This window comes from Streptomyces sp. NPDC093586 (assembly GCF_044764905.1).
Classification (GTDB): domain Bacteria; phylum Actinomycetota; class Actinomycetes; order Streptomycetales; family Streptomycetaceae; genus Streptomyces.
This window is the reverse complement of sequence record NZ_JBIWJA010000023.1, coordinates 13,801-35,853: the sequence shown is the minus strand read 5'-3', so window position 1 is coordinate 35,853 and position 22,053 is coordinate 13,801. Positions and strand designations below refer to the sequence as shown.

The 22,053-nt window shown below is 73.8% G+C and carries 18 protein-coding genes; 9 read left to right on the top strand and 9 right to left on the bottom strand.

Annotated elements, in window-relative coordinates; all coding sequences use genetic code 11:
• Positions 1–11 precede the first annotated feature (11 nt).
• On the top strand, positions 12–584 hold the full coding sequence (fxsA, locus tag ACIRFH_RS23140) for an FxsA family membrane protein (protein WP_403523883.1): 573 nt from the start codon (positions 12–14) through the stop codon (positions 582–584).
• A 137-nt stretch (positions 585–721) separates the two neighbouring features.
• Here the strand turns inward: fxsA and ACIRFH_RS23135 are convergent, their stop codons facing one another.
• The 4 genes from ACIRFH_RS23135 to ACIRFH_RS23120 form a co-directional block, all read right to left on the bottom strand.
• On the bottom strand, positions 722–1,096 hold the full coding sequence (locus tag ACIRFH_RS23135; protein WP_003977404.1) for an RNA polymerase-binding protein RbpA: 375 nt from the start codon (positions 1,094–1,096) through the stop codon (positions 722–724).
• A 279-nt stretch (positions 1,097–1,375) separates the two neighbouring features.
• Positions 1,376–2,722, bottom strand: coding sequence for an MFS transporter (locus tag ACIRFH_RS23130; RefSeq protein ID WP_403523881.1), 1,347 nt, complete (start codon positions 2,720–2,722; stop codon positions 1,376–1,378).
• Between the two features lie 65 nt (positions 2,723–2,787).
• Complete coding sequence (locus ACIRFH_RS23125; RefSeq protein WP_403523878.1) at positions 2,788–3,555, bottom strand: glycerophosphodiester phosphodiesterase; 768 nt, start codon at positions 3,553–3,555, stop codon at positions 2,788–2,790.
• Complete coding sequence (locus tag ACIRFH_RS23120; RefSeq protein ID WP_403523876.1) at positions 3,552–4,214, bottom strand: YitT family protein; 663 nt, start codon at positions 4,212–4,214, stop codon at positions 3,552–3,554. Before ACIRFH_RS23120 ends, ACIRFH_RS23125 begins: the two co-directional genes overlap by 4 nt.
• A gap of 101 nt (positions 4,215–4,315) precedes the next feature.
• Between ACIRFH_RS23120 and ACIRFH_RS23115 the strand changes: the two genes are divergently transcribed.
• On the top strand, positions 4,316–5,815 hold the full coding sequence (locus tag ACIRFH_RS23115; RefSeq protein WP_403523874.1) for a PLP-dependent aminotransferase family protein: 1,500 nt from the start codon (positions 4,316–4,318) through the stop codon (positions 5,813–5,815).
• Positions 5,816–5,894: 79 nt separating this feature from the next.
• On the opposite strand, the gene ACIRFH_RS23110 is transcribed toward ACIRFH_RS23115, so the two are convergent.
• Together ACIRFH_RS23110 and ACIRFH_RS23105 are read right to left on the bottom strand one after the other, a co-directional pair.
• Positions 5,895–7,757 carry a hypothetical protein gene (locus ACIRFH_RS23110; protein WP_403523871.1) on the bottom strand — a complete coding sequence of 621 codons (1,863 nt, stop codon included), beginning with the start codon at positions 7,755–7,757 and terminating at the stop codon, positions 5,895–5,897.
• Between the two features lie 49 nt (positions 7,758–7,806).
• A complete protein-coding gene (locus ACIRFH_RS23105; RefSeq protein ID WP_403523869.1) occupies positions 7,807–8,001 on the bottom strand; it encodes a hypothetical protein in 195 nt (64 codons plus the stop codon).
• A gap of 312 nt (positions 8,002–8,313) precedes the next feature.
• Here ACIRFH_RS23105 and ACIRFH_RS23100 point away from each other — a divergent pair, with 312 nt between their 5' ends.
• Positions 8,314–8,706: an ankyrin repeat domain-containing protein gene (locus tag ACIRFH_RS23100; RefSeq protein ID WP_403523866.1), complete on the top strand. Its 393-nt coding sequence runs from the start codon at positions 8,314–8,316 to the stop codon at positions 8,704–8,706.
• Between the two features lie 322 nt (positions 8,707–9,028).
• Positions 9,029–10,447 carry a HEAT repeat domain-containing protein gene (locus ACIRFH_RS23095; protein WP_403523864.1) on the top strand — a complete coding sequence of 473 codons (1,419 nt, stop codon included), beginning with the start codon at positions 9,029–9,031 and terminating at the stop codon, positions 10,445–10,447.
• A 59-nt stretch (positions 10,448–10,506) separates the two neighbouring features.
• Here the strand turns inward: ACIRFH_RS23095 and ACIRFH_RS23090 are convergent, their stop codons facing one another.
• Positions 10,507–11,340 carry a putative hydro-lyase gene (locus ACIRFH_RS23090; protein WP_403523862.1) on the bottom strand — a complete coding sequence of 278 codons (834 nt, stop codon included), beginning with the start codon at positions 11,338–11,340 and terminating at the stop codon, positions 10,507–10,509.
• Positions 11,337–12,653, bottom strand: coding sequence for an MFS transporter (locus ACIRFH_RS23085; RefSeq protein ID WP_403523860.1), 1,317 nt, complete (start codon positions 12,651–12,653; stop codon positions 11,337–11,339). The genes ACIRFH_RS23090 and ACIRFH_RS23085 overlap by 4 nt, the downstream gene beginning before the upstream one ends.
• 172 nt (positions 12,654–12,825) lie before the next feature.
• On the opposite strand from ACIRFH_RS23085, the gene ACIRFH_RS23080 reads away from it, so the two are divergent.
• The 5 genes from ACIRFH_RS23080 to ACIRFH_RS23060 all read left to right on the top strand — a co-directional run bounded on the left by ACIRFH_RS23080 (position 12,826) and on the right by ACIRFH_RS23060 (position 20,881).
• Positions 12,826–13,533: a GntR family transcriptional regulator gene (locus tag ACIRFH_RS23080; protein ID WP_403523857.1), complete on the top strand. Its 708-nt coding sequence runs from the start codon at positions 12,826–12,828 to the stop codon at positions 13,531–13,533.
• A 92-nt stretch (positions 13,534–13,625) separates the two neighbouring features.
• Positions 13,626–15,152, top strand: a complete 1,527-nt coding sequence (locus ACIRFH_RS23075) for a hypothetical protein (RefSeq protein ID WP_403523855.1) — start codon at positions 13,626–13,628, stop codon at positions 15,150–15,152.
• A complete protein-coding gene (locus ACIRFH_RS23070) occupies positions 15,149–15,271 on the top strand; it encodes a hypothetical protein (protein ID WP_403523852.1) in 123 nt (40 codons plus the stop codon). The genes ACIRFH_RS23075 and ACIRFH_RS23070 overlap by 4 nt, the downstream gene beginning before the upstream one ends.
• Complete coding sequence (locus ACIRFH_RS23065) at positions 15,268–16,149, top strand: hypothetical protein (protein WP_403523850.1); 882 nt, start codon at positions 15,268–15,270, stop codon at positions 16,147–16,149. The genes ACIRFH_RS23070 and ACIRFH_RS23065 overlap by 4 nt, the downstream gene beginning before the upstream one ends.
• Before the next feature lie 76 nt (positions 16,150–16,225).
• On the top strand, positions 16,226–20,881 hold the full coding sequence (locus ACIRFH_RS23060; protein WP_403523847.1) for a hypothetical protein: 4,656 nt from the start codon (positions 16,226–16,228) through the stop codon (positions 20,879–20,881).
• 253 nt (positions 20,882–21,134) lie between these two features.
• Here ACIRFH_RS23060 and ACIRFH_RS23055 read toward each other — a convergent pair whose 3' ends face one another.
• Positions 21,135–21,668 (bottom strand): hypothetical protein, encoded by a 534-nt coding sequence (locus ACIRFH_RS23055; RefSeq protein WP_403523844.1) that lies wholly within the window; start codon positions 21,666–21,668, stop codon positions 21,135–21,137.
• Between the last annotated feature and the right edge of the window lie 385 nt (positions 21,669–22,053).

Sequence of the window (22,053 nt, the reverse complement as noted above, 5' to 3'; positions counted from 1 at the left end):
ACACTGGGGGTATGACGACAGGCGCTCAGACCCCCAGGCCCTCCGCCCGGTCCCGTCGCTCCCGGCTGCGCACATTCCTGCCGCTGGGCCTCGCCGTGTGGCTCGTGCTGGAGATCTGGCTGCTGACCGTGGTCGCGGGTGCGTCGAGCGGGTGGGTGGTCCTCCTGATCCTGGTCGCGGGCCTGCTGCTCGGCTCCGTGGTCATCAAGCGGGCCGGCCGCCGGGCCTTCCGTGATCTCACCGGGACGCTGCAACGGCAGCAGCCCGGCGAGATGCCCGTGCCCCGCCCGAACAGCGAGGGCAACGGCCTGACCATGCTGGGCGGCCTGCTCCTGATGATTCCCGGCATGATCTCGGACGCGCTGGGCCTGCTGCTCCTGCTGCCCCCGGTCCAGAAGGCCGTGAGCCGGTACACGCAGCGAACCGTCGAACGCAAGCTCCGCGAGGCCGTCCCGGGCACCCTGGGTGACGCCTTCCGCCAGGCCCGCATGCACCGCCCGGACGGCAAGGTCGTCCAGGGTGAGGTGATCCGGGACGAACCGGACGACGTCCCGCAGGGTCCCCGCCCGCCGCTGACGCGCTGACGGAGCCGCGTCCCCCGATCCGGGGCCGGGGCACGGACGCGCGGCGCATGACAAAGCGCGGGCGCCGTACGTGACGTCACGTACGGCGCCCGCGCTCGCTCGTATTCGCTGAAAGCCCGGCTCAGCCCCCGTGGGGACTACGCACTCTTACGGCTGTCCCGCGGATGAACCGCGATGTTCATCGCGCCGGAGCGCAGAACGGCCAGTCGCTCCTCGAGGACCTCTTCGAGTTCCTCGCGGGTGCGCCGCTCCATCAGCATGTCCCAGTGCGTACGCGCGGGCTTGGCCTTCTTCTCCTCAGGGCCGTCGCCGTCCACCAGGAGTGCCTGGGCCCCGCAGACCTTGCACTCCCACTCCGGCGGGATCTCCGCCTCGACCGAGAAGGGCATCTCGAATCGATGCCCCTTCTCGCATGCGTACTCCACGGCCTGGCGCGGGGCCAGGTCGATGCCGCGGTCCGTCTCGTAGCTGGTCACCACGAGGCGCGTGCCGCGAAGAGCTCGCTCACTCATGAATCGTGCCTCCCGGGCTTGTCGCCCACAGGACAGGTGTCGCTGTCGTCGTCATCCGGTCAACGTCCGGGCGGCGGTAAAGATTCCCGTCCGGAGTCCCCGTTCCGGGCCATGCGTCGCCGTCGCAGCCGCAGCCTTGTCAACCAGTGCAGTACCCGCCGACGTCCGGTTTGTCACCTCTGTCACCAGATGCGACATAGCGTTTCGGCACCTTTGACGCGCAGTAACGGTACGCCTGGCAGGCCAAACGCGTACACTACAGCCCTTTCGTCTCGAGTGCTAAATCCTTTCGGGGACCGGATTGCCCGCGTCGGCGATCGCACGCCGTACCGGTACCCGCGTGAGCAGGGCGAAACCGATGACGAAGAACGCCACCAGCGAGACGATCGCGTCCCGGTAGCTCCCGGTGAGCTGGTAGGTGAGCCCGAACAGCAGCGGACCGAGCCAGCTCATGCCGCGGTCGCTCATCTCGTACGCGGAGAAGTATTCGGCCTCCTTGCCGGGCGGGACCAGGTGCGAGAAGAGCGAGCGGGACAGCGCCTGGCTGCCGCCGAGGACGAGACCGATCCCGGCGGCCAGGACGAAGAACCACGCCGGCGCCCCGGCCGGCAGGAAGTACCCGGCCGCGAGCGTGACCGTCCAGGCGACCAGCGACCCGAGGATCGTGCGCTTGGCACCGTACGTCCGGGCCAGCCGGCCCAGCGCCAGCGCGCCCGCCACCGCCAGCACCTGGACCAGCAGCACGGCCACGATGAGCGTCGACTGCCCGAGTCCCAGCTCCTCGGAGCCGTAGACCGAGGCCTGGGAGATCACCGTCTGGATGCCGTCGTTGTAGACGAGGTAGGCCAGCAGGAAGGCGAGGGTCAGCGGGCGCCGGCGCATGTCGCGGACGGTCGCCGCGAGCTGCCGGAAGCCGGGGAGGGCCGCCTCCCGCGCGGGGGTGCGGCGGTCGCGCAGCCGCCGCAGCGGTATGAGCGCGAAGGCGCCCCACCACAGTCCCGCCGAGGCGAGGCAGACACGGACCGCCGCGCTCTCGCTCAGGCCGAAGGAGTCGTGGGCGGTGTAGAGGACCAGGTTCGCCACCAGGACCAGCGACCCGGCCGCGTAGCCGAAGGCCCAGCCGCGCGAGGAGACCGCGTCGCGTTCCTCGGGCGGTGCGATCTGCGGCAGGTAGGAGTTGTAGAGCATCATCGCCACCGACTGCGCGGCGTTGGCGACGATCAGGAGCAGGCCGCCCAGCAGGTAGCGGTCGCCGTCGAGGAAGAACATGCCGGTCGTGGCCGCCGCCCCGGTGTACGCGGCGGCCGCGAGCAGCGGCTTCTTGCGGCCCGTGCGGTCGGCCGCTGCGCCCACCAGGGGCATCACGAGCACCGCCACGATCACCGACAGGGACACCGAGTAGGCGAAGAAGGACCCGGAGCGCACCGGGATGTCCAGGGGACGGACGTATCCGTCCGCGTCCGCCGCCGACTCGGCGACCGACGTCAGATAGGGGCCCAGGAACACGGTGAGCACGCTCGTCGAGTAGACCGAGCACGCCCAGTCGTAGAAGTACCAGCCGCGCTGCTCGCGCCGCCGGCCGGCGGCCCCGTCGGCCGCGTCCGTCCGCACGGTGTCGATGCCCACCCGTGCCCTCGCTTCCCCGTGAACGCGCGACGCCGTGGCGGGGCCCGGCTGGGCCTCGGACGGCCTCAGACCCAGACGCCGCGGTCCTCCATGACCTTGCGCAGTGTGTCGATGTGATCGGTCATGATGCCATCCACTCCCAGGTCCAGGAGCCGGTGCATACGGGCCGGATCGTTCACCGTCCACACGTGCACCTGGAGTCCGCGCGCGTGGGCGGTGCGCACGAACCGGTGGTCCACCACCTGGATGCCGGACTGGACCTCCGGAACCTGCGCGGCCACCGCCGAGCGGCGCAGTGCGGCGGGGACGCCCCAGGAGCGCAGCCGCAGGTTGAGAACGCCCCGGGTGCCGTACGAGGTGGCCAGGCGCGGACCGGCCAGTCGCTGGGCGCGGACCACCCGGGCCTCGGAGAACGAGCCGACGCAGACCCGGTCCCAGGCGTCTCTCCGTCCGATCAGCTCCAGGAGGGGCCGCAGCGCCGGCTCCGCCTTCACGTCGATGTTCCAGCGCACCCCGGGGAAGACCTCCAGCAGCTCCTCGAACAGCGGCACCGGCTCCTCGCCCGCCACGCGCGCGCGGCGGACCTCCTCCCAGCGCAGGTCGGCGATCCGGCCGGCCCCGTCCGTCACCCGGTCCAGGGTCGCGTCGTGGAAGGCGACGAGCTTGCCGTCCCGCGTGGCGTGGACGTCCGTCTCGATGTACCGGTAGCCCGCCTCGACCGCGCGCCGGAACTGGCGCAGCGTGTTCTCCAGGCCGTCCGCGGCACCGCCCCGGTGGGCGAAGGCGATCGGGCCGGGATGGTCGAGGTAGGGGTGGCGTATCGGGGTGGTCACCGCCGCAGTATCGCGCGCCGGGGCCGGCCCGCGGCAACCACCGTGGTGCTCTCCGACGCCACGGGAACGGCGAACACGCGCAGGAAGACCTGGGCGAGCGGACCGATCGACAGGGCGTACAGCAGGGTGCCGACACCGACGGTACCGCCGAGGACGAAGCCCGTCGCCACGACGGTGATCTCCAGCACCGTGCGCACCAGGCGCACCGACAGGCCCGTGCGCCGGTTCAGGCCCGTCATCAGGCCGTCACGCGGGCCCGGCCCGAACCGGGCGGCGATGTACAGCCCGGTCGCCGCGCCGTTCAGGACGATCCCCGCCGCCATCATCGCGATCCGCGGCGTCCAGCCGTGGGTGTCGGGCACCACGGCCAGCGTCGCGTCCATCGCGGCGCCGATGACCAGCACGTTGGAGACGGTGCCCAGGCCCGGCCGCTGACGCAGCGGGATCCACAGCAGCAGCACGGCCGCGCCCACGACGGTCAGCACCATTCCCATGGACAGGCCCGTGCGCTCGGCGAGGCCTTGGTGCAGCACGTTCCACGGCTCCAGTCCGAGTCCCGACCTGACCAGCAGTGCCGAACTCGCGCCGTACAGCACGAGACCGCCGTAGAGCTGTGTCAGCCGCCGTACGAGATGGCCGTGTCCTGATCGCCTGGACAAGCTGTGCCCCCTGTGTGGTGGTAGTGGCCTGCTGCATGACACCCTGTGGCATGAGAAGCAGGGCCAACCATGGCCAATTCGGGGAAGGTGGACTGATTTCCATGGCGCAGTGGACCTCGGCCGTGGGAGCGGCTCAGCTCGCCCGGTTGCTCGGCTCCCAGCAGGACCGTCCGGCCGGCCCCGGCACCCGCCGTCCGCCCGCCTACCGCGCCCTCGCCGACGGCATCCGGCTGCTGGTCCTCGAAGGGCGGGTGCCGGTCGCCGCCCGGCTGCCCGCCGAACGCGAACTGGCCCTCGCCCTGACCGTCAGCCGCACCACCGTCGCCGCCGCCTACGAGGCCCTGCGCGCCGAGGGATTCCTGGAGTCCCGCCGCGGCGCCGGCAGCTGGACCGCCGTGCCGGCCGGGAACCCCCTGCCCGCGCGCGGTCTGGAGCCCCTGCCGCCCGAGGCCCTCGGCTCGATGATCGACCTCGGCTGCGCGGCGCTGCCCGCACCCGAGCCCTGGCTCACCCGCGCGGTCCAGGGCGCCCTGGAGGAGCTGCCGCCCTACGCGCACACCCATGGCGACTACCCGGCCGGGCTGCCCGCGCTGCGGTCGATGATCGCCGAGCGCTACACCGCGCGCGGGATCCCGACCATGCCCGAGCAGATCATGGTGACCACGGGCGCCATGGGCGCGATGGACGCGATCTGTCACCTCTTCGGAGGGCGCGGCGAGCGCATCGCGGTCGAGTCGCCGTCGTACGCGAACATCCTCCAGCTGATGCGCGAGGCGGGGGCGAGGCTGGTCCCCGTCGCGATGGCCGAGGGCCTCACCGGCTGGGACGTGGACCGCTGGCGGCAGGTGCTGCGCGAGGCCGCGCCCCGCATCGCCTACGTCGTCGCCGACTTCCACAACCCCACCGGCGCGCTCGCCGACGAGGACCAGCGTCGCCGGCTGGTGGACGCGGCCCGGTCGGCCGGCACCGTCCTCGTCGCCGACGAGACGATGAGCGAGCTGTGGCTCGAGGACGACGTCGAGATGCCGCGCCCCGTCTGCGCCTTCGACCCGGCCGGCTCGACGGTCGTCACCGTCGGCTCCGCCAGCAAGGCCTTCTGGGCCGGCATGCGCATCGGCTGGGTCCGCGCCGCGCCCGACGTGATCCGCAGCCTGGTCGCCGCGCGCGCCTACGCCGACCTGGGCACGCCGGTGCTGGAGCAGCTGGCGGTGAACTGGCTGTTCAGCACGGGCGGCTGGGAGCAGGCGGTGCGGATGCGCCGCGAGCAGGCCCGGCGGAACCGTGACGAGCTGGTGGCGGCGGTACGGCGCGAGCTGCCGGACTGGGAGTTCGAGGTGCCGCGCGGCGGCCTCACCCTCTGGGTGCGCTCGGGCGGCCTCTCGGGCTCGCGGCTCGCCGAGGCGGGGGAGCGTGTGGGAGTACGGGTCCCGTCCGGACCGAGGTTCGGGGTCGACGGAGCCTTCGAGGGGTACGTCCGGCTGCCGTTCACCGTCGGCGGGGCGGTGGCGGACGAGGCGGCCGTACGGCTGGCCGCGGCGGCCGGACTGGTGGAGAACGGGGGTGCCGGGGGGAGCGAGGCCCCCCGGACCTTCGTGGCCTAGAAGGCCCATGAAGATCTTGCCGAGGGGTCGGCCTGCGGCCCGGCCGGGCGAGGCGGCTCCCCGCGGCCGGGCCGGCGGGTCAGGTCGTCTCCGCCGCGACGGCCTCGGCGGGAACGGTTTCCGCGGCCAATGCCTCTGCGGGGACCGGATCCACGGCGTCCGGTCCGGCCGGTGCGGCTTCTGCGGGCGCCTCGGCGGTGGCCCTCTTCGGTGCGGCGGCGGCCGTGACCGGCTCGGGTTCGACGGGGGTGCTCCCGGTCTCCGCGGGGATCGCCTTCACCGCCTTCGTCCCGTCGGGGGCGGTCCCGGTCCCGAGCCGTGCCGTCCCCTCGGTGGCGACGGTCCGCGTCCCGGCCGGGGCGCCCTCCGTCTTGATCAGGATCGTGTGCGGCCTGGCCTTCGCGGGCACGGCCGCCTGTTCACCGTCGGCGGGCGTCGTGCGCGGCGGCAGCAGGTCGAGGACCGCCTGCCGGTGCGCGTCGCTCGTGGCGTCGTCGTAGGGGTCCGGCGTGGCCGGCACCTGGAGCCGGTGCACCGGGCCCGTGCCGAGGCGGGCGTAGCCGCGGCCGGGCGGCACCTGGTCGACGGGCGTGGTGTGCGGGGCGATGCCCAGCACGGTCGTCAGCTCGCCGGCCGTGGCCGGGCCGAGCACCACCCGCGCGCGCGTGTGCTGCCGTACGGCGTCGCAGAGGCCGTCCAGCGCGTCCAGCTGGTCGGCGACGACCACCGTCACGTTCGCCGCCCGGCCGTGCCGCAGCGGGACCTGGAGCAGGGACTGGGGGTCCCTGCGGCCGTCCGCGGCGGCGAGGTGCGTGAACGCGCTGGGGCGGTCCACGAGGACCCACAGGGGCCGCCGGATGTCGTCGGACGGCGGCCGGCCCTCCTGCCGGGCCCGGTTGACGGCGATCAGCCGACGCTCCGTCTCGTGGGCGGCCCACTCGAGGCTGGCCAGCGCCCCGGCGAGGCCGCACTCGACGGCCAGGACGCCGTCGCGCCCGGTCAGACAGGCGTACTCGCCGGTGCCGCCGCCGTCCACGATGACCAGGTCGCCGTCGCCCAGGGCCTGCAGGGCGATGGAGCGCAGCAGGGTGGAGGTGCCGCTGCCGGGCTGCCCGAGGACCAGCAGGTGCGGCTCGGTGGAGCGGATGCCCGTGCGCCAGACGACCGGCGGCACGTCCCGCTGCTCCTCGCCGTGGGTGAGCGGAAGGGTGCGCTGCACCCGGGTCGGATCGGTGAAACCCAGGACCGTCTCGCCGGGTGCCGTGACGAACCGCTGGGCGGTGATGTCGGTGGGCAGCGGCGGGAGGACGGCGACCGTGAGGTGGTTGGCCTCCTCGTCCCAGGTGTAGTGGTACTCGCGGCCCCGGCCGGCCTTGGCGGTGAGCAGGTGCTCGATCCGCGCCCGGGACCGTGCCTCCCCGTCGGTGAAGTACGCCGGGTAGCGGACCACCAGTTCGGTGACCCGGCCGGCGTCGTCGAACTCGTAGGCCGGGAACGCCTTCTCCCACGTGCCGCCGTGGACGTAGAGCGGGTCGGGATCCTCGGCGATCGAGAAGTACGGGACCAGCGCCTCGTAGAGCGACTTGAGGCGTTGGGCCTGCGCCTCGTCGGGGCCGTCCGGCTCCCGGGGCGCGCGGTCCCTGCCCTGCCATGCCGCCGCCGCCGTCAGGGTGATGACGGCGAGCAGCGGGCCGTACGGCGCCAGGGCCACGACCAGGACCACGGAGGCCACGAGGAACAGCAGCGCACCGCGCCGGTCCTTGGGGGTCTCGGTCCATCTGCGCCGGGCGGCCGAGGCCAGTCGGCGCAGACCGCGGGCGATCGTGATGAGCGGCTGGAGGACGTCCGTGGCGCTGTCGGCCGCAGTCCGGGCCAGCTCCCGGCTCCGGGCGAGCTGCGCGCCGCCGTTGCGCAGAATGCGGGGGAGGGGCCGCCGGGCCACTGCTGCCTCCTGGAAGTCCGTACGGGCGGGTTTCGGGCGGGCTCGGCCGTCAGAACTTGATTCCGCCGAGGAGGCCCGCCAGGCTCTCGCCGCCCGCTCTGATGCTCGGGGCGATGGCCGTACTCGCGAGGTAGAAGCCGAACAGGACCGCGATCAGCGCGTGCGAGGACTTGAGGCCGTCCTTGCGGCAGAAGATGAAGACGACGACGCCGAGCAGGACCACGCCTGAGATCGAGAGGATCATGTGAGTTCTCCTGGTTCGCGGGGACAGTCACCATGAGTACTTCCAGGATCACAGCATGTATCCATACGATAAAAGGTGCAAATGGATGAATTTTCATGAAATTGCCCCATGTGGCGGAGCGGTTCTCGACCCGGCCGCGCACGGGTGTCGCGCCCGGCCCGGTCCGTGACGATCTTTGCCTCGAGCGTGGCCGCTCATGTGCGGCGCGAGCCAGTACCCTGGCGATTCACTCGTACGGCCGCACCGCTCGCGGCCGTGCGCACACGCAGTCCCCGACGTTCGTACGTCCGTGAGTGAGAGGTGGTCCGGCCCATGAGTGAAGCCCCCGACCCCGAGGTCGTGGAGCTGGCGACCAAGATCTTCGATCTGGCCCGGCAGGGGCGGACCGAGGAACTGGTGGCCTATGTGGACGCCGGTGTTCCGGCCAACCTCACCAATGACCGGGGTGACTCCCTCGTCATGCTCGCCGCCTACCACGGCCACGCCGACGCGGTACGTGCGCTGCTGGCCCGCGGCGCCGACGCGGACCGGGTCAACGACCGGGGCCAGACCCCGCTCGCCGGTGCCGCCTTCAAGGGGGAGACGGACGTGGCCAAGGCGCTCATCGAGGCCGGCGCGGATCCGTCCGCGGGCACCCCGTCGGCGGTCGACACGGCGCGGATGTTCGCCCGGATCGAGCTGCTGGAGCTGTTCGGAGTGGCATGAACCGCAGCTGATCCACCCCTGGTCCGACGCGCTGACCAGGGAAAACACGACAAACGGGGGAGGCGGTACGGGGCCGCCGAAATTTCGGTCGCGGCAGATGTGACCGCCGGGTCATCATGACGACGTGGTTCACGGACGTGATGGCTGGGCAGGTGTTGCCGCACCGCGCGGGCCGTGACGCGGCCCGCATGGGCCACCGACGAGAGGCAGAGAAACATGGTTCGCAGCAAGCAAGAGACGGCGGGCGCTCCGACGTGTTGTCGCGCGGTCAGGTAACGCGTGGTTCCCGGTTGCGTCGACGCTTGATGTGAGGCTGTTTCCCATGTTCGATCCGGTCATAGCGCCCAGCGGTACCCTGCTCGGCCTGCTGCAGCGGGGTCGCGGCGACGGCACGCTGCACGCGCTCACCGCCCCGCGTGCCGAAGCGCTCGCGGCACTGAACCACTGTGTGCTGCGCGATCCCCGCCACGACTGGCAGGTGGAGAACCGCTCCCTGTACTACGCCCGCCTCTACCTCGACCTGAACGGCGAGCTGGACGCGATCGAGACGCACCTCTTCGACCCCGAGGACGTCCTCGATCCCGACGAGTCGCGCACCGGACTGGCCCTCGCGGTCCTCGGCCACCTCGCCTCCTACGGCAGGCGCGACGCGCTCCGGCTGTTGCGCCGGTACGCCGCCCACGGCGTCAACTGGGCCTGGGCCCTGGACGAGCTGGCGCTGCGCGACGACGACGCGGGTCTGCGCGCCCTCGCCGCGCCCGTCCTGGCCCGCTTCCCGCGAGATCCCGAGGGCGACGCCGAGCTGGCCGCCGCCGTGCGCGACGCCTTCGAGCCCAGGCCCTGGCGGCTGTGGGCGGAGGACCCGCGCGAATCGATCGCCACGCGTGTGCGTGCCGCCCACGAGACGGGCTGTTTCGACCGCTGGCAGCGGCAGATGAGTCCCAGCGGACCCCGTCCGGGCTGGAGCGTCCGGGCCGTGTTCGAGTGGGCCCAGCAGGGCGTCGAGCGAGGCACCGCGCTCCACGTCCCCGCCGCCCGCTGCCTCACCGCGGTCGCCGGCCCCGACGACCGGGCCGAGATCGTCGAGGCGGCGCGGTCCGGCACCGAGGGCGCCCGCTGCACGGCCCTGCGCTATCTCGCCGACCGCGACGATCCCGAGGCCCTCGGGCTGATCGAGGACGCCGCGGTCACCGGCTCGGAGCCCGTCGTGGAGGCCGCCGTCGCCGCCTTCGAGCGCATGCGCGGCCCCGCCGCGGTCGACCGAGCACGCGGCTGGGTCCACCGGCCCGACGCCCTGGGCGCCGCCGCCGGGCGCGTGCTCGCCTGCCGGGGCGGTACGCAGGACAGCCTGCTCGTCCTCGCCGCGCTGCGGGAGGCGGTACGGGGCGAGGGCCCCGACGCGCCCACCCTGTGGACCCTCGTGGACGGCACCGGCCGGCTCGGCATCGCCTGCGCCGCGCCCGTCCTGCGCCACATCTACCGTGAGACGGCCTCCTCCCATCTGCGCGGCCGCGCCGCCCGCGCGCTGGCCGCCACCGACCCGTCCTTCGCCGCCGGCTTCGCCGTCGAGTGCCTGTGGGACTGCGAGGAGACGACCCGGGAACTGGCCGCCCGGTACGCCGAGACCGGCGACAACCGTGTCGTCGAACGGCTGCGCCGGCTCGCCGCCGATCCGGCCGAGGAGGACGAGGTCCAGACGGCCGTACGGAGCCGCTTCGGCCCGGACGCGCCGGCCGTGTGATCCGAGGCATCGCCGGGCGGGCGGCGGATCACACGGCCGGCGCCGCCTCCTGAGCGGTGTCAGGCCACGCGGTACTGCTCGTCGCGGGCGTCGGTGAGGAACATCTGTCCCGGTGCGTGGGTGATGGCGAAGGGCGGGCGCGAGGCCGTCACCGCCGCCTGCGGGGTCACCCCGCAGGCCCAGAACACCGGGATGTCGTCCGGCTCCATGTCCACCGGATCGCCGAAGTCGGGCCGGCCCAGGTCGCCGATGCCGAGCGCCGAGGGGTCGCCGCAGTGCACCGGGCTGCCGTGCACGGCCGGGAGCAGGCTGGTCTCGTGGATCGCCGCCGACAGGTGCCCGGGCGGCACCGGGCGCATGGAGACCACCATCGGGCCGTGCAGCCGCCCCGCCGGACGGCACTGACGCCCGGTGACGTACATCGGCACGTTGCGGCCCTGCTCGACATGGCGGATCGGCACGCCCGCCGAGGTCAGCGCCCACTCGAAGGTGAAACTGCAGCCGATCAGGAACGACACCAGGTCGCCGCGCCAGTGCGCTCGCACGTCCGTCGGCTCCTCCACCAGCTCGCCGTCCCGCCACACCCGGTAGCGCGGCAGGTCGGTGCGCAGGTCCGCGCCGTCGGCGAGGGCGGTGGTCCACGACCCGGCGTCCGTGACGTCCAGCACCGGGCACGGCTTCGGGTTGCGCGTGCAGAACAGCAGCATGTCGTACGCCCAGTCGGCGGGCACCGAGATCAGGTTGGCCTGGGTGTGGCCGGCCGCGACGCCGGCCGTGGGGCCGCTCAGGCCGTCCCGGAAGCGGGCGCGGGCCGCTTCCGGGCTCCACGCGTGCGCGTGCTCCTCGACGAGGGCGAGCGGCCGGTCCTCGGCCATGTGGTGCGAGTGGTTCATACCAGTTCCTTCCCGCGTGTCTCCGGCAGCCCCAGCAGAGCCAGTGCCGCGATGCCGTAACCGATCGCACCGAAGACCAGCGCGCCGCCCACACCCCAGCTGTCGGCCAGGAAACCGACCGTTGTGGGGAAGACGGCGCCCACGGCGCGTCCGGTGTTGTACGTGAAGCCCTGGCCGACGCCCCGCACCGCCGTCGGGTACAGCTCGCTCAGGTAGGAACCGAAGCCGCTGAAGATCGCCGACATGCAGAAGCCGAGCGGGAAACCGAGCACCAGGAGCAGGGTGCCGGCGCCGCTGGGGATGTTCGCGTACGCCAGGATGCAGACCGCCGACAGCAGGGCGAAGAGCCAGATGTTGCGCCTGCGGCCCAGCAGGTCGGTCAGGTGGCCGCCGGCGAGGTAGCCGGTGAAGGCGCCCGAGATCAGGAACGTCAGATAGCCGCCGGTCCCGACGACCGACAGCTCGCGTTCGTCCTTCAGATACGTCGGCACCCAGGTGGCGAGGGTGTAGTAGCCGCCCTGGACGCCGGTGGAGAGCAGACTCGCGAAGAGCGTGGTGCTCAGCAGGCCGGGTCCGTCGGGCGTGCGCGGCCGGAAGATCGCCGTGAACGCACCCTTGCCCGGGTCCCGCAGACGGGCAGCGGCGGCCTCGGGCGCGTCATGGACGCTGCGCCGCACCCACACCACGAGCAGCGCGGGCAGCGCGCCGGTCCAGAACATGACACGCCAGGCCAGGTCGTCGCCGGTCACCGAGAACACCAGCGTGTAGACGATCACCGCCAGTGCCCAGCCCGCGGCCCACGCGCTCTGGACCGCGCCGAGGGTGCGGCCCCGGTGCCGTGCGCCCGCGTACTCGGCGACCAGGACCGCGCCGACCGCCCACTCGCCGCCGAAGCCGAGGCCCTGCAGGGCGCGGAAGACCAGCAGCGTCTCGTAGTTCGGCGCGAAGCCGCAGGCCACCGTGAACACGGCGTAGGTGATCACGGTGAGCAGCAGGGCCCTCACCCGGCCCACCCGGTCCGCGAGGACACCCGCGAGGACACCGCCGACGGCCGAGACGACCAGGGTGACCGTGGTGAGCAGACCGGTCCGGCCGCTGTCGAGACCGAAGTACGCGGTCAGCGCGACCATGGTCAGCGGCAGCGTGAAGTAGTCGTACGAGTCGAGGGCGTAGCCGCCGAACGCGCCGCCGAAGGCACGGCGGCCCCGCGGGCCGAGAGCCCGCAGCCAGCCGAACGCGCCGTCACCGGCGGGGTGTTCGGCGGTGCCGACCGGAGCGTCGGGCAGGGCCCGCGGTGGAGGGGTCGTACTCATGGCACCTCGCAGGGGGAGGACGGAGGGTGCTTGTCGAGTGAGCCGGTCGGTGCGGCGGCGCGATGGGCGAGCGGGCGCCACGGGGAACACCTGAAGGCACCGTAGAGGATCGTTCAACGATCCCTCAATACCCACGTTGTTTCGTTCTGGTATCTGCGATTGAATTCCGGGCATGGCAGAGCAGCTGACGGGACTGGCCGACGACCGTGCCCTCCTCGGGCGGACCAGCACCGCGGAGCGGGTCTCGGACATCCTCAGAAGCCGGATCGCGGACGGCTACTTCCCACCCGGAACCCGCTTGTCCGAGGACAGCATCGGCGGCGCCCTCGGCGTCTCCCGCAACACGCTGCGCGAGGCGTTCCGGCTGCTCACCCACGAACGCCTGCTCGTCCACGAGCTGAACCGGGGTGTCTTCGTCCGCGTCCTGACCGTCGAGGACGTCGAGGACATCTACCGCACCCGCGCCCTCGTCGAGTGCGCCGTCGTCCGGAGCCTGGGGGAGCCTCCGTACGGCCTCGACGAGGTCGCCTCGGCCGTCGAGGACGGGCGGCGGTCGGCCGACGAAGGCGACTGGAAAGGAGTGGGCACCGCCAACATCCACTTCCACCAGGAACTGGTCGCCCTCGCCGGCAGCGAGCGCACGGACGAGCTGATGCGCAGCGTCTTCGCCGAGTTGCGCCTCGCCTTCCACGTCGTGGACGACCCGCGGCGCCTGCACGAGCCGTACCTCGCGCGGAACGCGGAGATACTCGACGCGCTCCGGGCGGGGGACCGGGAAGGCGCCGCGCGGCTGCTCGCCGTCTACCTCGAGAACTCCCTGGAGCGGGTCGCGGACGTGTACCTGCGGCGGGTCGGCGCCGACGGTACCGCCCCCTCCTGAGGAGCGGCGGAGGCCGGGCGGAGACCGGTGCGGGCGGCGGTGGTTCTGCGCCGTTTGGGTCGTTGTCAGAGTGAGGACCTAGGCTGTGCACCGTGACTTCGCCTGCATCGACGGACAGCGTTCCGCCCCAGCTCAGCGCGGGGCCGCGCCCCGCCCCGGGCCCGGCCGCCGACGAGGGACTGGCGCGGCGGCTGCGCGCGCTCGCCTGCACGGCTCCGCTGCACGACCTCGACGCCCGCAAGGCCAACCTCGCCGGCGAGTACTCGGTGTACGGCATGGCGGAGGTCGCCCTCGCCGCCATCGACCTCGTCACACTGAACATGGACTTCGACACGGGCGCCGACCACGACCAGATAGTCGCCCGGCTCGTCCCGCGCGTCGCCGCCCAGGCCCCGGCGCGGCCCGCCGCCGAGCACGAGCGGGTGGCCCGCTGGGTCCTGGAGAACCTGATCAACGTCGGCAGCGTCGACCGCGGCTTCCGCGCGGTGTACGGCACCTTCGAGCCGGACGGCACCTATGTGCGGCGCGACTACGACTTCAAGCTGCTGGAGGAGGTCCCCGGCCCCGGCGGCACCGTCTATCTGCGCACCACCGACGAAGCGGTCAACGTCCTGGTCGGCGCCCTGGACACCGATGTCACCAGCGCCCAGATCGCCGCCGAGGTCAAGCTGGAGGTGCTGATCAGCCGCGGCCGGCTCGCCGACGCCCAGCTCGCCGCCGAACAGGCCCGGTACCGGACCGTCCAGTACTCGGAGACCCTGCGCAAGGCCCTCGACGCCACCCGGCGCAACGTCCGCGCGGTCGACTGGCTGACCGCCGTCCCCGACATGATCGCCGAAGCCCTGGACCACGTGGCCGACCGGTACCGGCACGAGAACGCGATCCTCACCAACATCCGCAAGGCCCGTGACGAGTCCGAGGACCCCGAGCACAAGCGCCGCGCCGCCGAGCTCGTCGACATCGTCAAGGACTGCATCCGCCGCCACACCCAGCTCCAGTCCCGGCTGCTGGAGGCCGGCCCGCTCTTCCGCGCCGAACAGGACCGGCAGGCCTTCGCCACGCCCCTGACGACCTCGGGCCTCGACCTGTACGGGCACCTCGTCGCCCCCGTCCTGCCGCTGCCCCTGGAGCAGGCGCTGCGCGCGACCGACGCCTTCTTCGCGCACGGCACCGGACTGCGCACACCCGTCTCCGTACGGATCGGCGACCTCGTCGACATCCTGCTGACCCCGCCGGTGGAGCGGGAGCACCTGGGCGCCGAGATGCCCGAGCCCGACCTGATCGCCACCCCGGACGACAGCCGCTTCAGCGAGGAGCAGCTCGCGGCGGCCATGGAACTGCTCGACCTGCCGCACGACGCCCCGCGCCGCCTGTCCGGGCTGCTGGCCGACGCCCGCGCGCAGGACCCCGACCTGCCGTACCTCGTCGCCCTGCTGGCCGTGCACGCGGCCAGCCCGCCGGTCGGCACCGCCTACCGGCAGGGCGAGTCCAAGCTGCTGTTCGCCGTCGACGACGGCACCGAGCTGGACGACCCCGAGTTCGGCGGCGCCGACCTCGTCGTCGGCACGGCACTGCTGGACGCGGCGGGAATGGCGGCGGACCGGACGGAGGCCGCGTGAACGGCGCCGTACCACCCGGGCGGCCCGGCAGCCGGCGCCGGCACAGCACCGCCCACGCGCACAGCGAGAACCAGCAGCACAGCACCACCGACCAGCACAGCGAGGAGCACCGACCGTGACCGAGCACGTCGACCGGAGCGAACCGGAGGCGGGCGCCGCACCGGCCACCGCGGCCGTCACGCCCGCCGACGCCGCCGACGCGGCGCGGCTCGTGGCCTTCGGCCTCCAGCCCAAGCTGCTCCCCGCCCGCGACCAGGAGTACGCCGACCTGCTGCGCCGGTACCGCGAGGACCCGCCCTTCGCACGGCTCGCCGACGCCGTGGCGGCCGGCCTCGGACTCGTCGTCCTGGAGGTCTCCCCGCGCGCGGGGATGGCCGTGACCGCCGCCGAGGACTCGGTGTTCGCCGTCCGCATGGGCGACTACGCGCGCCGCGCCGCCACCGACTCCGGCGACCGCTTCCTGCACGGCCTCGCCCACCTCGCCCTCGCCGCCATGGCCTACCCGCGCCCCGAGGACCTCGCCGACGACGGCTACATCGGCCGCGTCACCGTCAACGGCGTGGACGCCTTCGTCCGCCAGGCCTGCCGTCGGCTGGAGGAGCGGGCCGAGGAGCGGGGCGAGAACACCGACCCGGCGACCGACGCCCCGGGCCTGGAGGCGGCCTGGCGGATCTGGGCCCGGCGCAGCGCCACCGGCGCCACCAAGGACGCGCGCAGACTCCCCGGCTCCACCACCGGCATCGTCGGCAAGGCCGCCGCGTTCCTCACCGAGTCCGGCTTCCTCCAGCGCACCGGCGACGAGAACGGCGGCACCTACCGCACGACGGCCCGCTACCAGCTCCAGGTACGGGACATGGCGGGCAGCGCCGCGATGGCCGAGCTGCTGGAGCTGGGCGTCGTCCCGGTCACCGACGGCACGGCGACCCTGCTGCCCGCCGAGGACACGGACGACCTGGACCTGGTGGCCGACGCCGGACTGCCGTTCCACTCCTCCTGACCCCGCCTCACACGCCCGAACGTCACCGGACGCCACCGAACGTCCCCGACTTCACGAAGACTTACGAGAGTCCGCCATGTACGAGCTGTCCCGGGTCCGCCTCTACTCCATCGGACCCGCCGGTGCGCGCTACGCCGACACCGTGCTTGACCTGCGCGGTGTCGGCGAGCCCGTGCCCGATCCCGCGCCCGCGCAGGCGGAGTTCTTCGAGGAGGAGCCCGTCGGCCCGCCGCGCCGTCCCGCGCCCGCGGGAGTGCTCTTCCTGGAGAACGGCGGCGGCAAGTCCGTCCTGCTCAAGCTGATCTTCTCCGTGATGCTGCCGGGCCACCGCAACACCCTGGGCGGCGCCAGCTCCGGCGTGCTGCGCAAGTTCCTGCTCGCCGACGACTGCGGACACGTGGCACTGGAGTGGCAGCACGTGCAGACCGGCGAGTGCGTCGTCGTCGGCAAGGTCAGCGAGTGGCGGGGACGACAGATCTCCAACGACCCGCGCAAGTTCGCCGAGGCCTGGTACTCCTTCCGGCCCGGCCCCGGACTCACCCTGGACAACCTCCCCGTCGCCGAGGCCACCGCCGTCCGCCCGCCCGTCGAGGGCGCCTCCGGCGCCCAGGGCCGGCGGCGCACCATGAAGGGCTTCCGGGACGCGCTCACCGAGGCCGGCAAGGCCTACCCGCACCTGGAGGTGCACTGGGAGGAGATCCACGACCGCTGGATCGAGCACCTCGGCGAGCTCGGCCTCGACCCCGAGCTCTTCCGCTACCAGCGCGAGATGAACGCCGACGAGGGCGAGGCGGCCGGCCTGTTCGCGGTCAAGAAGGACTCCGACTTCACCGACCTGCTGCTGCGCGCCGTCACCGACACCCGCGACACCGACGGACTCGCCGACCTGGTCAGCGGCTTCGGCAACAAGCTGGGCCGGCGCGCCGAGCTGATCGCCGAACGCGACTTCACCGCCGGTTCCGTCGATCTCCTCGGGCGGATCGTCGAGGCCGCCGACGCCCGCACCCGCGCGCGGGACGTCCACACCGCCGCCGAACGCCGCACCAGGACCCTGGCGCGCAGGCTCTCGGCGCGCGGCGCCCGGGAGCGGGCCCGGACGGCCGACCTCGCCCAGCGGGTCACCGCCGCCGCCTACGCCGTCACGCACGCCGAGTCGGCCCGCGACCGCAGCGCGCTCGTCGCCGCCGAACTCGCCTACCGGCACGCCTCGCTGGCCCTGACCGCCGCCGAGAAGTCGGCCGCCGCGCAGAAGCGCGAGCTCGCCGACGCGCGCACCCTGCACGCCGCCTGGCAGGCCGCCGAGGCCGTCCTGCGCCACCGCGCCGCCGCCGACCGCGTCGCCCGCGTGTCCACCGCCATCCAGGAGGCCGAGCGGGACGCCGCGCCCGCGCTCGCCGCCCGCGCCGAGGCCGCCGTCGCCCTCGTCCGCGCCCTGCACGCGGCGGCCGCCAAGGCCGAGCACCACGCCAACGAGGAGGAGGAACGGTCCGCCGCCCTCCAGGACGCCGGCGACGCCGCCCACCGGGACTCCACCGCCGCCGCCACCGAGGCCCAGCGGGCCCGCAGCGAGGCCGGACATCTGCGCCAGCGTCTGACCGAGGTCGAGCAGGAGACCGCCGAGGCGGTCCGCGCCGGCTGGCTCGACGACAGCGCCCCCGACGCCGACCCCGCCCGCGCCGCCCTCGCGGCCAGCGACGCCGAGAAGACGACGGTCGCCGCCTGGGACACCGCCCGCGAGGCCGCCCGCCGGGCCATCGAGCACGCGCGCGAGGCCGCCGCCGCCGAGACCCGCGCCGAGCTGACCGCCGCCCGCGCGGCCGACGCGGCCACCGCCGCCGAGCGCGCCCACGCCGCCGAACGACGCACCGCCGAGGCGCTCGCGGCAGAGGAACGCCTCGCGGAACTGCTCGGCCTGGCCGCCCCGTCCCGCCCCGGCATCCCCCAGCCGAGGCAGGACACCGACCGCGCCGACGCGCCCAGGGCGTCCGACGGCGCCCTGACCGCCGAGGAACTCGACCGCTTCGCCGACGAACTGCGCGAACTGCTCGACGACACCGTCTCCTCCGCCGAACGCCAGCTGTTCGACCTGCGCACCGCCGCCGCCGACGACTCCCGCATCCTCGGCGCCCTCGGCGACGGCGGACTGCTGCCGCCCGGCCCGGACGTGCTGGCCACCGTCGAGTTCCTCGGCGAGCACGGCATCCCCGCCCTGCCCGGCTGGCGCTACCTGGCGCAGGCCGTCGACCCCGCCGACCACGCGCGCGTGCTGGCCGCCCGGCCCGAGCTGGTCGACGGCGTGATCATCACCGACCCCGACTCGCACACCCGCGCCCGGGACGTCCTCGGCGACGCGGCCCTGCTGCCGCGCTCCGCCGTCGCCGTCGGCACCGCCGCCGCCCTGCTCGCGCCCACCCCGGCCCCCGGATCCGGCGCCGAGGACGTCTTCCTCGTCCCGCCGAACCCGGCCATGCACGACGAGCACGCCGCCGACGAGGAGCGACAGGCCCTGCGCGCGCGGGCGGCGGAGCGCGACGAGGAGATCCGCGCGCTCGCCGCCCGGCTCGGAAAGGACCGGGAACTGGCGGCCCGGCTCGCCTCCTGGCGCGCCGGCTGCCCCGCCGGACGCCTCGCCGAACTGGCCCGGACCGCCCAGGAGGCGCGTGCCTTCGCCGAGGAGGCCGAGGCCGAGCTGGCCGAGGCGCGCGCCGTGCGGGCCGAGGCCGACGAGAGCGCCACCGAGGCCGTACGGATGCGCGACGAGCGGCAGGAGGCCGCCCAGAAGGCCCGCCGCGCCGCCGACGCACTCGCCGGACTCGCCTTCCGGCTGCGCGAACGCGCCGGCTGGCAGGCCAGGCTGAGAGAACTCGCCGACGAGGCCGCAGAGGCCGAGGCCCGCGCACAGACCTGCCTGGAGCGGGCCCGCGCCGCAGACGAGGACCGCCGCGCCGCCCAGCGCGCCGCCGACGACGCCCGTCGCACCGCCCGCGCACTGCGCGCCGAGCGCTCCGAGATCGCGGGCGCTCCCGACGACGTCCCCGAGGACACATCCGGGAACGACACGGACGCGCCGAAGGCGTCCCTGCCGGACCTCCGCGAGGCCTACCGCGCCGCCTCCCAGGTGTACGAGAAGGTCGGCGTCGGCGCCGACCTGCGCGCCGAGCAGGCCCGTGCGGAGAGCGACGAGAGCGCGGCCCGCGCGGAACTGGACCGGCTCAGCAACAAGGTCCGCACCCGGGCCGCGCAGCTGCTGGAGTCGCCCGACGGCTCCGACGGACCGTCCCGGCAGGCCGCCGCCGCCCGCGCCGAGGAACTGGTGCAGCTCCTGGAGACCCGGATGTCGACCGCGAGCGAACAGCTCGGCCGGCTGCGCGGCGAGGCCGAGCGGCACGCGCCCGAGGACGGCGACGCCCACACCGAACTCCCCGAGGACCTGGTCCCGGCCGACGCCGATCACGCCCAGACCCTGCTGCGCACGGCCACCGCCGAACTCGCCTCCCGCACCGAGGCGCTGGCACAGGCCCGCGAGGCCCACGCCGAACTCCTCGACGCGCACCGCGCCGCCGAGGACGCGGCCGGCGGCTTCGACGAGATCGCCGCGATGCTCCGCGACCTGCTGCGCGACCCCGCCTCCGACGACGAGCCGGACGAGCCCGAGCCGTACCCGGGGAGCCTGGACGAGGCCCGGCGGACCGCCGCCGAGGCCCGCCGGTCGCTGCGCGGCTGCGCCGCCGACCTGTCCGCCGCCGAGGCGGCCGTCCGAGAGGCGAGCGACGTCCTCGTCCGGCACGCCAACTCCACGCGCTACGAACAGGTCCGCACGCCGGCACGGCAGCAGATCCGCGAGCTGCCCGCCGCCGCGCTGCCCGAGCACGCGGGCAAGTGGGCGGAGGCCTTCGCGCCCCGCCTCCGTGTCCTGACCGACGAACTCGCCCAGCTGGAGCGCAACCGCGACTCGATCGTGGACCGGCTGCGCGGCCTGGTCGAGTCGGCCCTCGCCACCCTCCGCTCCGCGCAGCGGCTCTCCCGGCTGCCGGAGGGCCTCGGCGAGTGGTCCGGACAGGAGTTCCTGCGCATCCGCTTCGAGGAGCCCGACCAGGCCACCCTCACCGAGCGGCTCGGCGAGGTCGTCGACGAGGCGACCAGGGCGGCCGTGAAGAAGAACTCCGACCTGCGCCGCGACGGCATGTCCCTGCTGCTGCGCGGTGTGGCCGCCGCCCTGCAGCCCAAGGGCGTCGCCGTCGAGATCCTCAAGCCCGACGCCGTCCTGCGCGCCGAGCGGGTCCCCGTCGGACAGATGGGCGACGTCTTCTCCGGCGGCCAGCTGCTCACCGCGGCCATCGCCCTGTACTGCACGATGGCCGCGCTCCGCAGCAACGACCGGGGCCACGACCGGCACCGGCACGCCGGCACCCTGTTCCTCGACAACCCCATCGGCCGCGCCAACGCCACCTACCTGCTGGAGCTCCAGCGGGCCGTGTCCGACGCACTCGGCGTGCAGCTCCTGTACACCACCGGCCTGTTCGACACGACCGCGCTGGCCGAGTTCCCGCTGGTCATCCGGTTGCGCAATGACGCCGATCTCAGGGCCGGCCTGAAGTACATCAGCGTGGAGGAGCACCTGAGGCCGGGGCTGCCCCAGCAGGCCCCGACCGGCGAGGGGGAGACGGTGCACAGCGAGATCACGGCGACCCGGATGTACAAGCGACCCGCCCCCGCCCCGTCACGCGCCTAGCTTCCCGCCCTGATCGGATCCGCGCCCGGCCAGCCGCTCGGCGCGGGTTGTGCGCCGATCCGCCGAGCCGGCCGCAGCCCGTACTTCACCCACGCGCGCATCGCGCTCGTGGGTGAAGTACCGGGGGCCACCCTGGGCTTGTCCCGGAGGTCACGGGTCAGCAGCCGCACCATGCCCCGCGACTTCGCGCGCGTCACGTCGGGATGTGAGGCGGAAGGCGTTCGGAGGTACGGCCGTTCAGCGGTGCGGCCCCTCAGGGGTGCGACAGCCGCCCCGCGCCGCCGCGCCCGCGTATCCGTCCCCGGGCACGCTCGGCGGTCCGCGCCTTCCGCCGCGCCCGGCGCCGTTCGCGCCGCACGGCCCGTGCGGTGCTGCTCGGCACCGACACCACCCCGTGGCGCTGGTTCCAGACCTGACGCGTCACCCATACGTCGAGTACGCCCCACGTGGCCACCACCGTGCCGGTCACGCTGCCGATCACCATCGGGAACGCCAGCCAGGATCCGGCCATCGTGCACAGGAAGGCCACCATCGCCAGGATCAGCGTCACGGCGACGACGAGCACCGCACGCACAGCGGCCGTACGGACCGGATCCGGCAGCCGGTGCCGCCGCGCCGGCTCCTCCCTCCACAACTCCCGGTAGACCGGCCGCGGTTCCCGCCCCTCCTCCTGCTGGGTGACCTCGACGGCACGCCCGGGCGCCGGAACGCCGTGATCCGATGCCCCGGGAGCCGATCCCGCCGCCGACCCGGCCGCCCCGCGCCGCTCCGCCGTGCCCATCACCATGCCACTCCCCACCGCCTGCCGACCGCTCACCCGCGCCCGAAGACCCGGCTCCCCTCTGGCTGCCCGGCTTGCGTCGCTTCACGCCGCCCGGAGACGGGATGCGGCTCCTGTTGCCGATTCCGCCACCGTTTCCCGTGAAGAAGGACGAACCACGGACCGTCAGGATTCCCGGAAATCCCCCGCGGCCGAAAAATCTCGGCCAATCCGCCCGCCACAGCGCAAGAGAGGCCCCGCACCGTCCGCCGGACCAGGGAGGCAATCTCCCGCAATGACCGGACAACTGACCATCCCCGGCCGCCGGTGCGGAAGTTCGCCCTCCGGACGGGCCTTCGAGTTACCTGTGCGTCAGTAGTAGGCTCGCGCCGTTTGTTGACGTACACGTGTG

What these genes read in the sequence shown, in the direction of transcription:
- fxsA (WP_403523883.1), top strand. Translation starts at nt 12, where the DNA reads ATGACGACAGGCGCTCAGACCCCCAGGCCCTCCGCCCGGTCCCGTCGC.
- ACIRFH_RS23135 (WP_003977404.1), bottom strand. Translation starts at nt 1,096, where the DNA reads ATGAGTGAGCGAGCTCTTCGCGGCACGCGCCTCGTGGTGACCAGCTAC.
- ACIRFH_RS23115 (WP_403523874.1), top strand. Translation starts at nt 4,316, where the DNA reads ATGGCGCAGTGGACCTCGGCCGTGGGAGCGGCTCAGCTCGCCCGGTTG.
- ACIRFH_RS23105 (WP_403523869.1), bottom strand. Translation starts at nt 8,001, where the DNA reads ATGATCCTCTCGATCTCAGGCGTGGTCCTGCTCGGCGTCGTCGTCTTC.
- ACIRFH_RS23100 (WP_403523866.1), top strand. Translation starts at nt 8,314, where the DNA reads ATGAGTGAAGCCCCCGACCCCGAGGTCGTGGAGCTGGCGACCAAGATC.
- ACIRFH_RS23095 (WP_403523864.1), top strand. Translation starts at nt 9,029, where the DNA reads ATGTTCGATCCGGTCATAGCGCCCAGCGGTACCCTGCTCGGCCTGCTG.
- ACIRFH_RS23090 (WP_403523862.1), bottom strand. Translation starts at nt 11,340, where the DNA reads ATGAACCACTCGCACCACATGGCCGAGGACCGGCCGCTCGCCCTCGTC.
- ACIRFH_RS23085 (WP_403523860.1), bottom strand. Translation starts at nt 12,653, where the DNA reads ATGAGTACGACCCCTCCACCGCGGGCCCTGCCCGACGCTCCGGTCGGC.
- ACIRFH_RS23080 (WP_403523857.1), top strand. Translation starts at nt 12,826, where the DNA reads ATGGCAGAGCAGCTGACGGGACTGGCCGACGACCGTGCCCTCCTCGGG.
- ACIRFH_RS23060 (WP_403523847.1), top strand. Translation starts at nt 16,226, where the DNA reads ATGTACGAGCTGTCCCGGGTCCGCCTCTACTCCATCGGACCCGCCGGT.
- ACIRFH_RS23055 (WP_403523844.1), bottom strand. Translation starts at nt 21,668, where the DNA reads ATGGTGATGGGCACGGCGGAGCGGCGCGGGGCGGCCGGGTCGGCGGCG.